Here is a 13,599-nt window from a genome sequence, read left to right on the forward strand (position 1 = left end):
GTGCCACCTCTCCCCAACGGGGAGAGGTCGGATTGCGCCTGGCGATGCGCAGCATCGTCCAGCGCAATCCGGGTCAGGGACCGCAGTAGACGGTCAGACCGTAATCCCCTTCGGGAGAGGTGATCTGAGCTCTGGGCTGACATCGATTCACCCAATTCAAAGCTCGTTCCGCCGGTCACGCCGCGGCCGATATCCCCGACGCCGCCTTGACCGCGTCGCGCGGCAGCGCCACGCGGACGACGGTGCCGACTTCGAGCTTGGAGCGCAGCCGCATCGAGCCGCCGTGGAGCTGCGCCAGCGAGCGGGCGATGGCAAGGCCAAGGCCCGAGCCGTGATAGGTTTTGGTGAGCTGGCTCTCGACCTGCTCGAACGGGCGGCCGAGCCGGGCCAGCGAATGCGGCGCGATGCCGATGCCGGTGTCGGCGATCATCAGCACGATCCTGTCCTCGAGCTGCCGGCTGCGCACCACGACGCGCCCGCCGTCGGGGGTGAACTTCACGGCATTGGAGAGCAGGTTGACGATGATCTGCTTGGTGGCGCGGCGGTCGGCGACCACCGAGATGGATTTTGCGATGTCGGCGTCGAGCGTCAGGTGCTTGTCCTGGGCCCGGCCAGAGACGACCCGTAAGGATTCCGCGAGCGTCTTCGAAAGGTCGAGCTCTTCCATGTCGAGCTTCATGCGGCCGGCTTCGATCTTGGACATGTCGAGGATGTCGTTGATGACTTCGAGCAGATAGTGGCCGCTGGTCAGGATGTCCTGGCAGTATTCCTGATACTTCTCGCTTCCGAGCTCGCCGAACATGCCCGAGCCCATGATCTCGGAGAAGCCGATGATGGCATTGAGCGGCGTGCGCAGCTCGTGGCTCATGTTGGCGAGGAATTTCGACTTGGTCTGGTTGGCTTCCTCGGCGCGGGTTTTCTCGCGCTGGTACTTCTCGGCGAGATCGGCGAGCTCGACCGCCTGGCGCTCCAGTGCGGCCTGCGAGCGCTTGAGGTCGATGACGGTGGCACGCAGACGCAGATCGTTGTCGACCAGCTTCTGCTCGTGCTCCTTGATGCGGGTGATGTCGGTGCCGACCGAGACGTAGCCGCCGTCCTTGGTGCGGCGCTCGCTGATGTGCAGCCAGCTGCCGTCGTCGAGTTGGGCCTCGAAGGTGCGCGCGCCCGGACCTTGGGCAACCGTCTCGTTGTGGCGGGTGCGCACCTCCGGCATGCGGCCGACCTCGAGCACGGTCTCGTAGGAGGTGCCGGGGATGACCGCGCTGTCGGGCAGCTTGTGCAGGCGCTGGAAGTGCGAATTGCAGAGCACCAGGCGGTCGCTCGCGTCCCACAGCACGAAGGCTTCCGGAATGGTCTCGATCGCATCGCGCAGGCGGAGGTCGGCTTCCACCGTCTTCTCCGCGAGGCTCTTCTGCTCGGTGATGTCGACGGCGATCCCGATGAGGTGCACGCTGGAATCGGTCGCCCCGCGCGTCTTCTCGCAGCGGACGCGGAGCCAGATCCAGTGACCGTCGACATGCTGCATGCGGAAGGTCTGGTCGATGTGGTCGATCTTCTCGGAAATCAGCTGATCGGCGATCTCGAACAGGTCGATGTCGTCGGACTTCACCAGTGCGTTGACCTCGCCGAAGGTGAGGAGCTCGTTGCGGCCGTCGAGGCCGAGCATCGAGAACATCGACTGCGACCAGAAAATCCTGCCGCGCGACAGATCCCAGTCCCACAGCCCGCAGCGGCCGCGATTGAGCGCGGTGTCGATGCGGCCGCGCACGGCGTCGTTGATGAGGTCGCCCTCGCGGGCGCGGGTCGACTGCCAGTGGAAGGCGAAGCCGAGGATCAGGACGACGAAGCCCGTGGTCGCCGACAGCGTCACCGAGAGCGCGGCGTCCGAACCCCAGATCGGCTCGTTGCGCTCCTGGATCACGGTGACGAAGCCAGGGAGCGACTTGATCTGCCGGGAGGTCGCCATCGCCGCGTTGCCGCTCGGCAGCGTCATGTCGGTGATGGTGCCGTCGCGTGGCGGCGCCGCGATCAGTTGCGCGGTCGTGATCGCATCGAGCAGGCGGTCGTTGCCGACCGGGTCGCTGTCGACCGGGATGCGGGCGAGGATACGACGATCGATTCCGGCCGAGGTGACGATGACGTGGCGGCCCGAGGCGGTGCCCCAGGAGGGAATGAGATCGGGCAGCAGCGTCGGCAGGTTCTCGATGGTCTTGATCCGCTCCTGCCGCACCGAGGTGAGGCGATCGATGCGCTCGGCGAGCAGGTCCGCGAGTGCCGAAATGTCGTGGCGGATCACCAGCCGCTTCTGGCGCGTCTGATCGACCACCTGCACGAACGCGCCGAGGCAGATCGTGATCAGGAAGGCGATGATGAGCGTCGGCACCGCGCGGCGCAGTGCCGGCTCCGCGATCAGGAGCCGGTGATAGGCAGGTTTCGCGATCGATTGCGCCAATCCCTTGATCGAATCGGATTGGACGCACGCGTTCGCGGCGTCTGCGCTCGCCATGCCTTCGGCCCCCTGAAAACCTGCTTGCAACTGAAGTCCGGAAGCAGCCCCACGTTGCTTCCGAATCACACTGATTTGAATCCAGTTTTCGCAGGCTGTCGAGAGTCAACGAATCGTTAACGCGAAATTATTCTTATCCAACGCGCAGTTTGTGCATCGAATGCCCGCAAACTCCAGGGCGCAACGAGTCCGAAACGAGAACGTGTGACTCGTCACACATTCTCATCACGCCCGCGGCGGTTCGGCGTGACTGATGACGCGCTTCACGCTCGGAAACGCGCGCCGCAACGCGCGCTCGATCGAGTCCACACGCTCGTGCACCTTGATCACGCTCATCGATGGCGCCGCGCGGCAGTGGAAATTGACGATCTCGCCGGCGTCGGTGTTGCGGACGCGCACATTGTGGATGTCGTGGATTTCGCCTTCGCCGGCGAATTCGGTCAGCGCGGCGGCGATGGTCTGCACCCTCTCAGGCGCGGCATCGACGCCGAACGGCAGTTCCGGTTCCAACGGCTCGATGTGAACGTCGACCTCGACGTCCTCGCCGAATTCCTCCTGGATATTGCGCTCCAGCGTGTTGGCGACGTCGTGGGCGGCCTCGAGCTGCATGTCGGCGTCGACTTCGAGGTCGATGCTGACGATCAGCTTGGCGCCGAGGTCGTGCACCGTGACGTGATGGATGGCGAGCCCGGAATTGCGCGCGATCACCATGATGCGGTCGCGCACCGTCTCGTTGTCGCGCGCGACAGGCACCGCGGCGAAAGTGAGGTCGGCATCGCCGAAGGCCTTGGTGACCGCGGCTTGCGCGTTGCGCTTGATGTCCTCGACGCGGTCGATCGGATAGGTCCGCGGCACCTTCGCGATGGTGTCGATGAACGTGGTCGCTCCGACCATGCGCACGCGCAACCGGTCGACGTCGATCACGCCCGGTACCCCGCGGATCGCGGCGGTGGCCTTCTCCTGGGCGCCCTCCGGAGCGCGATCGACCAGCGTCTGCACGGTCGAGCCGGCCATGCGCAGGCCGAGAGCCGCGATCATCACGGCGACGGCGGCAGCCGCGGCTGCGTCGCCCCACCAGTAGCCGAGCCAGGCGAGCACCAGGCCAACGATCACGGCGAACGAGCCCATGACGTCGGAGGCGAAATGGAGCGCGTCCGCCGCCAGCGCCTGGCTCCTGGTCTCCCGCGCGGCGCGGTGCAGCGCGCGGGCGCGCCAGAGATTGACGGCGATGTCGGTCACCAGCACCACGAACGGTACGGCCGAGATGGTCGGCGGCGGGGTTCCCTCGCGCAGCCGGCTATAGGCCTCGACCAGGATGCCGCCGGCGAGCACGTAGAGCAGGGCAGTGACGCCCAGCGCGGAGATGCTTTCCAGCTTGCCGTGGCCGTAATGATGCTCCTCGTCCGCGGGCTTGTCGGACACCCGCACCACCGCCCAGGTGATGATGGTTGCCACCAGGTCGATCGAGGAATGCAGGGCCTCGGAGATCAGCGCCAGCGAGCCGATCGCGATCCCGACCACGAACTTGGCCGCCGCCATGCCGCCGCTGGCGAAGATCGAGAGCGCGGCGACCGAGGTCTTGTCGTGCTGGGAGGTCATGCCGGGGATTTAGCAGGCCAGCGTCGGACATCAAGTGATGATCCACAGGAGCAGTCGCTAGTGAGTTGCAGAAGCGGGACCGGCGCTCTCACCGTCATGCCCGGGCTTGTCCCGGGCATCCACGTTCTTCGTACCATGCCGCAGAGACGTGGATGGCCGGGTCAAGCCCGGCCATGACGACAAGGAGAGAGCTTCGCACTCGTTACACTGTCACCACGATCTTCCCCAGGTGCTTGTTTGCATCCATATGCTCGAACGCCTTATCGATCTGGTCGAACGAAAACACCTTGTCGATCGGCAGTTGCAGCTTGCGCGATTCCACTGCGCTCCAGATGTCCTTGCGGACCTGCGCAAAGATCTCGCGGACCTCCTCGATGGTGCGGGTGCGGAAGGTGACGCCGACATAATCGATGCGGCGCGCCGCATGCAGGTCGAAATTGAAGTCGGCGTGGGTGCCGCCGAGCCGGCCGACATTGACGATGCGGCCCTTGATCTTCGTCGCGGCGAGATTCTGGTTCGCGACCTTGCCGGAGACTTGGTCGACGATGAGGTCGACGCCTTCGCCGTTCGTTGCCTTCAGGACCTCGTCGACCCATTTCGGATCGGAGCTGTCGATGGCGAGATCGGCGCCGTACTCCTTCAGCCGGCCGCGGCGGGTGGCGTCGGTCGACGAGCCGATCACGAGCCTTGCGCCTTTGAGCCTTGCGATCTGCATTGCCATCAGGCCTACGCCGGAGCTGGCGCCCTGGATCAGTACGGCTTGCCCGGGTTGCACGCCGCCGACGGTGACGACGGCGTTGTGCATGGTCGCGAGCGCGACGGGTAGGGTGGCGGCCTCCTCGAAATTCATGTTCGAGGGTGCGTGGAACAGCCGGCCGTGATCGGCCAGCGTGTATTCGGCAAATGCCGCGCTGCCCGAGCCCATGATGCGGTCGCCGACCTTGACGCCTTCGGCATCCGGCCCGAGCTCGGCGACCTCGCCGGCCCATTCCATGCCGAGCACGGTGCCGACGCCGCCGGCCGCGCCGTGGGCGTGGCCTTTGCGCATGCCGGTGTCGGCGCGGTTCAGCCCGCAGGCGCGGACGCGGACGAGGACCTGTGTGCCCTTCGGTTTTGGTTGAGCGACCTCGGAAATCGTAGCGCCATCAGGGCCGTAGACGTAAGCTTTCATGAATTGCTCTCGCTTCTTGCCGTGGCTATTCAGCAGCTTGCGCTGCCGGATGAACAATCATTCCATCCAGCCTTGCGCGGATGATCGCCTCCGCCTCGCGCACGATGCGAGAGACGAGCTCGGCGCAGCTCGGGATGTCCTGGATCAGGCCCTGGACTTGGCCGGCCGACCAGATGCCTTCGTCGGAATTGCCCGTCGCATAGACCATCTTGCCGCGGGCACCCGCAACGAGTTCGCGGATGTCCTCGAACTTGGCGCCTTCCTTCTCCATTGCGACGACCTTGGTCGAGACCGCGTTCTTGGCGACGCGCGAGGTGTTGCGCATGGTGCGGAAGATCAGCTCGGTCTCGCGCTCGTCATTGGCCACGATTTTCTCCTTGATGAGCTGGTGGATCGGGCTTTCCTTGGTGGCCATGAAGCGGGTGCCCATGTTGATGCCATCGGCACCCAGCGCCAGCGCCGCGACGAGGCCGCGAGCATCGGCAAAGCCGCCCGAGGCGATCATCGGGATCTTGATCTTGTTGGCGGCAGCCGGGATCAGGATCAGGCCCGGCGTGTCGTCCTCGCCGGGATGGCCGGCGCATTCGAAGCCGTCGATCGAGATGGCGTCGACCCCCATGCGTTCGGCGGAGAGCGCGTGGCGGACGCTGGTGCATTTGTGCACGACCTTGACGCCGTGCTTCCTAAATTCGTCGACATGCTCCTGCGGCTTGTTGCCGGCGGTCTCGACCACCTTGATGCCGCTCTCGATGATGGCGGCGCGGTACTCGGCATAAGGCGGCGGCTTGATCGCGGGCAGGATGGTGAGGTTGACGCCGAACGGCTTGTCGGTGAGGTCGCGGCAGCGCGCGATCTCCCTGGTGAGGTCCTCCGGCGTCGGCTGGGTCAAGGCGGTGATGAAGCCGAGCGCGCCGGCATTCGCGACCGCGGCGACCAGCTCGGCCCGTCCGACCCATTGCATGCCGCCCTGGACGATCGGGTGCTGGACGCCGACGAGCTTGGTGAACCGTGTCTGCAACATGATCTGTTTCCCCCGGCCGGTGTGGCGATCTGCTATCGGTTGATGGCGGGGAGGATGCCGCCGGGGGCGGGAAATGTCTATTGCGCCGGCGTGGGGCGATCATGCGGAGATGTGGGTGATTCCGCGGGGCGGATAATTGGGTGGGCCCGCATGTGACGGCGCGACCAGGTCTCGTGTCCCGGACGCGCTGCAACGTTCTTCACGTTGCGGCGCTGAGCCGGGACCCATGGGATCACGGCGGCGCTGCCGGGCTTCGGCTACTCCGCCGACAGCCGCACCATCTGGCGGCCGCCATTCATTTCCTTGAGGCGGTTGACGAAGTTCTCCGGACGCTGCCAACGATGGGGGACCTTCAATCCCATGAACTCCGCGATTTCGCCGATGAAGCCGGTGCAGTTCATTGTCTCGGCATTCCAGACCGGAGTGTTGGCCTGCAACTCCCTGATATGGGCGAACACGCGCTTGGCGTCGGCCTCGTTCAGGTAGACCCGATAGCTCGCGGTCAGATATTCCGGATCGAGATCACCGTAGCTCGCGCCGGTCTCGGACGGCACAAAGGTGATGTGACCGAGCACGTAAGCGAGCGTGTCGCCGGCCGGCGTGAGCCCCGCGACCTCGACCGCCTTCTCGCTGGTCTTGCCGTACCAGACGAAGGCATGGCCCCAGCTCGCGGCGGTACGCGCGCGGAAGTCGACGTAGTAGGGGCCTTTCTCCGCGCGCGCGACGGAGCGCCGCGTCGATTGCGGCGCCGGTCGCGAGGCGGTGTCGGTCGTAGCAAGCGCGCTCGCATCGGCAACGCGCTTGTTTGCCTCGTGGGCCGAGGCCGAGGGCGTCATGCACGAGAGCATAGCCGCAAGAGCGAACCCCGCAAGGATGCAGGATCCCGATCGATTAGCTTTGTTCGTCACGCAATTCCCCCTCGACTATCGGCCGCTACGCGGATTCTGCGCGTGTTACGCTCGCGCGTCAGTAGCGCGCTGCGACCGGGCCGGGCGCCTTGCCGATCGGGGCCTTTCCAACCGGGCTCTTGCCGATCGGCATCTTGCCGATCGGAGCCTGCTCAGCCGGATAGGCCGGCACGGGCTGGCGGCGCGGCAGATCCGCAGCGTTCGCGGCCGTCACCAGAGCAAGCGTGGCACCCAGAGCAATTGCAATCTTCTTCACAGTCATACCCCTAGAAGGTTTGGTCCAAACACGGCTGTGCCGTGCCCCCAGACACGCTCCACAGATGGGCGACCGAATGCGTCCAAGTTGCGGCACGCGCGGGAAATGTTGGCGGCATATGTCGGGCGCGCGGAGATGTGATGTGTCGGGATGTTTCGGAGGGCGTGATGGCCGTGTCGCTGCGCTCAACCCCTGCGCAGCCGCGCTTCACCCGATCCGGTTCAAACTGGTCCTGATCGTCGTGAAGATGCCGCCGATGTCCTTGCGCAAGGCGTCGAGCACGTTGAAATCCTAAAATGCGGGCGATGCGGTCTTCGACCTCGCGCTTGCTTTTTCGTCAGCGGTCGCCGCCGACGAGAACCGGCGCGCCTCCGGCTATTGTCTCCCGAGGAAGTTCGAGCGCATCTTGTCGGCGAACCACACGACGAAAATCGCCGCGAACGAGAGAGCGAAGTACAGGGCCGTCCACAAAAGTGCGTTGCCGGCATTCGTCATGGCGTCCTCCCTTTGCGTCAGAGACCGATGTCTTGCAAGGAAGGATACCAGTGGCCGCGAAGCCCGATTTGCGCGGGATCAATTTTGCTGCGCTGCGGGGCTACAGCCGAAACTCGTTGGTGAGCTCGCCGATGCCGTCGATCGCAACCGTTACGGTGTTGACCGGCTCTTTCATCACGCCGACGCCGACGGAAGTGCCGACCGCGATGAGGTCGCCGGGCAGCAGGGTCATGTCGTGGGAGATCCTGCTGACCAAGTCCTGCGCAGTGAAGATCATGTCGGAGATCGGATAGTTCTGCCGCTCCGCGCCGTTGAGGATGGTGCGGACCGTGAGTTTCGCGGGATCGAGGCCGGTCGCGATGACCGGGCCGAACGGGCCGTAATCGTCGATGCCTTTGGCGCGGGCCCATTGTGGGAAGGTGGGGTCGCGGGTCAGGATATCGTTGGCGGTGATGTCGTTGACGCAAGTGTAGCCGAAGATGAAGCTGTCGGCTTCGCCAGGTGAGACACGCGCGCACGTCTTGCCGATCACGATGCCGAGCTCGCCCTCATAGGTCGTCTTGCCGTCGTAATAAGAGGGCCGGCGAATCACGGCACCGGGAGCGGTGATGCTGGTGGTGGCCTTGAGCAGATAGAGCGGCTCCGGCGGCTCGGGCTGGTTCAGCTTGGTCGCGAGCGCGTGGAAATTATTCCAGAGCGCGACGATCTTGCTGGGCACGCAAGGCGCGAGCAGCTCGACCTCCGAGAGCGCCAGCATCTTGCCGGTGGCGGCGTGGCGGCCGAACATCTCGCCCTCATGCACGCTGATGCCTGATGCCGTCAGCGTGCCGAAGCCGGTCGCGCCGGCATGGCGGAAGCGCAGCCACTTCTTCATTTCGCCCGCCATCACGCCACCGCCAGTGCGCGGGGATCCGATGATGTCGAGATGCCGTCATAGAGGCCGGCGATGCGGGCGCGCTGGGTCACCATCGCCAGCACCGAGTCGAGCGCGGGCGTGGGGATGCCGGTGAGGCGGCCCATCTCCTGCACGACGGTGACGAGCGGGTCGATCTCCATCGGGCGGCCGCGCTCGAGATCCTGCAGCATCGAGGTCTTGTGGGCGCCGACCTTGCGCGCGCCCTCGATGCGGCGCTCCACGTCGACGCGGAACTTGACGCCGAAGGTCTCGGCGATCGCTTGCGTCTCCACCATGATCGCACGCGACAGCGCGCGCGTGGCCGGATCGGTGCAGATCACGTCGAGCGTGGCGTGGGTCAGCGCGCTGATCGGGTTGAAGCAGACATTGCCCCAGAGTTTCAGCCAGATCTCGTCGCGGATGCGATCGAGCACGGGAGCCTTCAGGCCGGCGGCGACGAAGAGGTCCGCGAGGCGCTGCACGTCGGACGTGATCTCACCGGAGGGCTCGCCGAGCGGGAAATTGTTGCCGTAGACGTGACGGATCACGCCGGGCGCTTCGATCTCGGTGGCGGGATAGACGATGCAGCCGATGGCGCGCTCGGCCCCTAACTCGCGCCACTGCCGTCCGCCGGGGTCGATGCTCTCCAGCGTCGAATTCTCGTATTGGCCGCCGTGCTTGTAGAAGTACCAATAGGGAATGCCGTTGACGGCGGTGACGATGCGGGTGTGGGGCCCGAGCAGCGGCTGCATCTTCTCGATCACGCCGGTGATCGAATGCGCCTTCAGCGTGACGATGATGGTGTCCTGCACACCGAGCGCGGTGGGATCATCGGTGCAGCGCGGATGGACGGTATGCCTCTCCTCGCCGGCGAGCAGCGTGAGGCCGCGCTCGCGCATGGCGGCGAGATGTGCGCCGCGTGCGACCAGGCTGACATCGGCGCCCGCGCGGGCGAGCTGAACCCCGAGATATCCGCCGATCGCGCCGGCGCCGTAGATGCAGATCTTCATGAAATCCTCGCGGGTAAGGCGGAATTTTGGGACGAATGATCCGGTCCGGCTCGGATGGATCCGAGCCGGGGCCGGCAGTCGCAGGGAAGTGAGACGCTTTAAGCTGCTTGCGGCGTCGAGTTGGCGGCCTCGTCGACCGCGGCGGCGATGTCGCGCATGCTGATGACCGAGACGAGGCTGTAATCGTCGATCACGGGCAGGTGGCGAATGTGATGACGGTTCATCAGGTGGCGGACGTGCTCGATCGTGTCCGAGGAAGTGCAGGAGACGAGCTGCTGCACCGAGACCAGCTGGGAGACCTTGACGTTGATGGCGCCGGCGCCGTGCTCGGCGACGGCGCGCACCACGTCGCGCTCGGTGAACATGCCGACCGCGGTGTTTCCTTCCGAGCGGACCACGTCCTTGACCACCAGCGCGCTGATATTGTTGGCGCGCATCAGCTTGGCCGCGATCCCCACCGTTTCGTTCATACGAACCGTGACAACGCGCGGCGTCTTCTTGCGCAGAATGTCTCCGACCAGCATTGCAACCTCCCTGGGTGAATGTTGGGAGAAGTGTGGTATACGTAATGCCAATCGTCAAGCGCTGGATTTGGCTGATCCGAAAAATCTTGCGACAGGAATGCTGACGTTTGTCGCGGCCAAAAAGAAAGGGGCGCATCGCTGCGCCCCTTTCTTTCGTGCGAAGGCTTGTGGTGGCTACGCCGTTTCGGTCTTGGCTGTGCCGGTCGCGGTGTCCGTGCTCTCGGCTTCCTTGCCGAGAATGAAGGAGCGGCGCAGCGGCTTGATCACGAACAATGCCATCAGCGCCGCCGTCGCATTCAGCGCCACTGCCACCACGAACACGGCCTTCCAGCCATAAGCGGTCGAGATCACGCTCGCGAGCGGGACGAGCAGGGAGGCCGTGCCTTTCGCGGTGTAGAGCATGCCGTTGTTGGTGGTTGCGAACTTCGCACCGAAGGTGTCGCCGCAGGTTGCGGGGAACAGCGAGTAGATCTCGCCGAACACGCCGAAGTAAATTGCGGTCGCCAGCACGAAGACGACGGGGATGTGACCGTAGGCCGATAGCGTCAAGAGCATCAGCGCGGCGGTGCCGAAAGCGATGAACATGGTGTGCTCGCGGCCGATCGTGTCGGAGACGAAACCGAAGAACGGGCGGCCGAAACCGTCGAAGATCCGGTCGAGCGAGATCGCGAAGGTCAATGCCGCCATCTGGAAGCCGGCGAGTGTGACGGGCGTGTTCGCGATCTTGAAGTCGTGCGCGATCGGGGCGATCTGCGCCGCGGTCATCAGGCCGCCCGAGGCGACCATGACGAAGACGAGGTACATGACCCAGAAAATAGGGGTGCGCAGCACCTGCGGCGGGGTGAAGTCGATCTTGGTCTGCGGCAGATTGAGCTGCTTCTTCTTCGGCGGGATCGAGATCCGCGGGGGCTGGATGAAGAAGGCGAGCACGAACACGACGAGGCCCTGGCCGATGCCGAAGGTGAGGAACGCGTGCTGGTAGCCGCTCGAGACGATCATGCTCGCGATCGGCACGATCGTGAGTGCGGCACCCGCGCCGAAGCCGGCGGCGGTCGCGCCGGCCGCCAGGCCGCGGCGATCAGGAAACCATTTCAGCGCGTTGCCGACGCAGGTGCCGTACACCGCGCCCGCGCCCATGCCACCGATGACCGCGGCAGTGTAGAGCAGGGTGAGGCTGTCGGCGTAGGAGTTGAGCACCCAGGACAGCGCGATCATCACGCCGCCGAACATGATCACGATGCGCGGGCCGTATTTGTCGACGAACCAGGCCTCGACTGGCACCAGCCAGGTCTCGGTGACGACGAAGATGGTGAAAGCGAGCTGGATGGCGGCGCGCCCCCAATGATGGGTCGCATCGATCGGATCGACGAACAGCGTCCAGCCGTATTGCAGGTTGGCGATCATCGCCATGCAGACGATGCCCATCGCGAGTTGGAGCCAACGGAAACCGGTGCGAAGAGGCGCGGCTGTGACGGCGCCATCCGTGCTGGAAATCATCAAGAACCTCCCAACGCGCCTGATTGATTGCGACGCAGGAATGCAAGATGACCCAGGGTCGCAAATGTTGTGGCTTATCGTCGCAAGCGCGGCGCGGAGCTTGGTATACCATATCCCAGATTGCAAGCCCTATCTTGGTTCCCGTTCGACAAAATGCGCGGCTCCGCAAAGCGCAGAGGTATCCTGGGATACTGGCGCCAAACGAAAACGCCCGGCCGTGAGGCCGGGCGTCTTGCTTGGTGACTGTAGTGGAGCGGGTCAGAGGGTCGATTTCGCAACCACGACCTTGCGCCATGGTTTGAGCACCACGATCGCCAGCAGCGAGGCCAGGATGTTGGCACCGGCCGCGATGATGAAGACGTTGTCCCAATGCCCCGAGGTCTGCTGCACGTAGTTGGCGATCGGCACCAGCAATGCGGCGGTGCCCTTCGCGGTGTAGAGCAGGCCGGCATTGGTGGTCGCGAACTTGGCGCCGAACGTGTCGGTGCAGGTCGACGGGAACAGCGAGTAGATCTCACCCCAGGCGAAGAACACGAAGCCCGAGAGCAGCACGAACCAGATCGGATCGTGGCCCCAGAGGTAGAGCATCCAGATGCCGATCCCTTCCATGCCGAAGGCGATGAACATCGTGTTCTCGCGGCCGATCATGTCGGAGATCCAGCCGAAGAATGGACGCGTCAGGCCGTTGAGCACGCGGTCGATGGTCGCTGCGAACGTCACCGCGGTCATTGTCATGCCGATCAGGGTGACCGGGACGCTGTCGACCTTCCAGTCGACCGCGATCGGCTTCAGGTTCGCGGTCACCATCAACCCGCCGGCGCCGACGATCACGAACATGAAGTACATCAGCCAGAAGATCGGCTGACGCAGCACCTCGGTCGGCTGATAGTTGCGGCGAGATTGCAGCAGTGCGGCGTTCGTCACCACGTTCGGCACCTGGCCCGCTTTGGGCGCGAGCAGGAAGAAGGCGAGGATGCAGATGATGATGCCTTGCCCGAGGCCGAAATAGAGGAAGGTGGTCTGGAAACCACTGTCCTTGATCATGGCCTGAATCGGCGCGACGGTCAGCGCAGAGCCCGCACCAAAACCTGCCGCCGTGATGCCCGCGGCAAGACCGCGCTTGTCCGGAAACCACTTCAGCGCGTTGCCGACGCAGGTGCCGTAGACGCCGCCGGCGCCGATGCCCGCGATGATCATGCCGAGATAGTAGCCGTTGAGCGTCGTCGCCTGCGCGTTGATCACCCAGCCCAGAGCACAGAGCACGCCGCCGATCAGCACGACGATACGCGGGCCGTATTTGTCGACGAACCACCCTTCGACCGGCACGAGCCAGGTCTCGAACAAAACGAAAAGGGTGAATGCCCACTGGATCGATGCGCGATCCCAACCGAACGTCTTCTGGATGTCGGGGACGAAGAACGTCCAGCCGTATTGATAGTTGGCGATCATGACCATCGCGCCTACGCCGATGGCCAATTGCGCCCAGCGATAAGCATCGCTGACGCGCGCGGCGCTTGGAGCCGCCGTTGCCTGCACCATGTCCGTCATAAAGCCTCCCGTGGCGCCTCTAATTATTTTGCGAGCGCTGGGGTGGCATTCTTGTATGCATTATGCCAAGCTTCAAGCGCTGGTCCGGCCACCGTGCGCAAATGTCGCAGGAATGTCCGGCTGCGACTCTGACTCGGGACAGCACAAGTAGAAATGGCCCCGTGCTGCG

At 64.6% G+C, this 13,599-nt stretch carries 11 protein-coding genes; all 11 read right to left on the reverse strand.

What is annotated here, in order from left to right; translation table 11 throughout:
* Positions 1 to 175: 175 nt before the first annotated feature.
* Positions 176 to 2,506: a PAS domain-containing sensor histidine kinase gene (locus P6U28_RS08075; RefSeq protein WP_122404097.1), complete on the reverse strand. Its 2,331-nt coding sequence runs from the start codon at positions 2,504 to 2,506 to the stop codon at positions 176 to 178.
* Between the two features lie 225 nt (positions 2,507 to 2,731).
* Entirely contained in the window at positions 2,732 to 4,105 is a 1,374-nt protein-coding gene (locus P6U28_RS08080; protein WP_122404096.1) for a cation-efflux pump, read from the reverse strand.
* Between the two features lie 202 nt (positions 4,106 to 4,307).
* Positions 4,308 to 5,276 carry a zinc-binding dehydrogenase gene (locus P6U28_RS08085; RefSeq protein WP_122406750.1) on the reverse strand — a complete coding sequence of 323 codons (969 nt, stop codon included), beginning with the start codon at positions 5,274 to 5,276 and terminating at the stop codon, positions 4,308 to 4,310.
* 25 nt (positions 5,277 to 5,301) lie between these two features.
* A complete protein-coding gene (locus P6U28_RS08090; RefSeq protein ID WP_122404095.1) occupies positions 5,302 to 6,297 on the reverse strand; it encodes a nitronate monooxygenase family protein in 996 nt (331 codons plus the stop codon).
* 257 nt (positions 6,298 to 6,554) lie between these two features.
* A complete protein-coding gene (locus P6U28_RS08095; protein WP_122404094.1) occupies positions 6,555 to 7,205 on the reverse strand; it encodes a hypothetical protein in 651 nt (216 codons plus the stop codon).
* A gap of 58 nt (positions 7,206 to 7,263) precedes the next feature.
* Positions 7,264 to 7,467 carry a hypothetical protein gene (locus P6U28_RS08100; protein WP_122404093.1) on the reverse strand — a complete coding sequence of 68 codons (204 nt, stop codon included), beginning with the start codon at positions 7,465 to 7,467 and terminating at the stop codon, positions 7,264 to 7,266.
* A 589-nt stretch (positions 7,468 to 8,056) separates the two neighbouring features.
* Positions 8,057 to 8,830 carry a fumarylacetoacetate hydrolase family protein gene (locus P6U28_RS08105; RefSeq protein ID WP_174221591.1) on the reverse strand — a complete coding sequence of 258 codons (774 nt, stop codon included), beginning with the start codon at positions 8,828 to 8,830 and terminating at the stop codon, positions 8,057 to 8,059.
* A gap of 11 nt (positions 8,831 to 8,841) precedes the next feature.
* Positions 8,842 to 9,861 (reverse strand): 2-dehydropantoate 2-reductase, encoded by a 1,020-nt coding sequence (locus P6U28_RS08110; protein ID WP_407122023.1) that lies wholly within the window; start codon positions 9,859 to 9,861, stop codon positions 8,842 to 8,844.
* Positions 9,862 to 9,959: 98 nt separating this feature from the next.
* The gene (locus P6U28_RS08115; RefSeq protein ID WP_122404090.1) at positions 9,960 to 10,385 is read right to left on the reverse strand and encodes a CBS domain-containing protein; all 426 of its coding nucleotides are present in this window, start codon (positions 10,383 to 10,385) and stop codon (positions 9,960 to 9,962) included.
* Positions 10,386 to 10,559: 174 nt separating this feature from the next.
* Positions 10,560 to 11,882 carry an oxalate/formate MFS antiporter gene (oxlT, locus tag P6U28_RS08120; RefSeq protein WP_122404089.1) on the reverse strand — a complete coding sequence of 441 codons (1,323 nt, stop codon included), beginning with the start codon at positions 11,880 to 11,882 and terminating at the stop codon, positions 10,560 to 10,562.
* Between the two features lie 258 nt (positions 11,883 to 12,140).
* Positions 12,141 to 13,430 carry an oxalate/formate MFS antiporter gene (oxlT, locus tag P6U28_RS08125; RefSeq protein WP_122404088.1) on the reverse strand — a complete coding sequence of 430 codons (1,290 nt, stop codon included), beginning with the start codon at positions 13,428 to 13,430 and terminating at the stop codon, positions 12,141 to 12,143.
* Positions 13,431 to 13,599: the final 169 nt, after the last annotated feature.

It is taken from the genome of Bradyrhizobium sp. STM 3561, assembly GCF_045571455.1.
Taxonomy (GTDB): Bacteria; Pseudomonadota; Alphaproteobacteria; order Rhizobiales; family Xanthobacteraceae; genus Bradyrhizobium; species Bradyrhizobium vignae.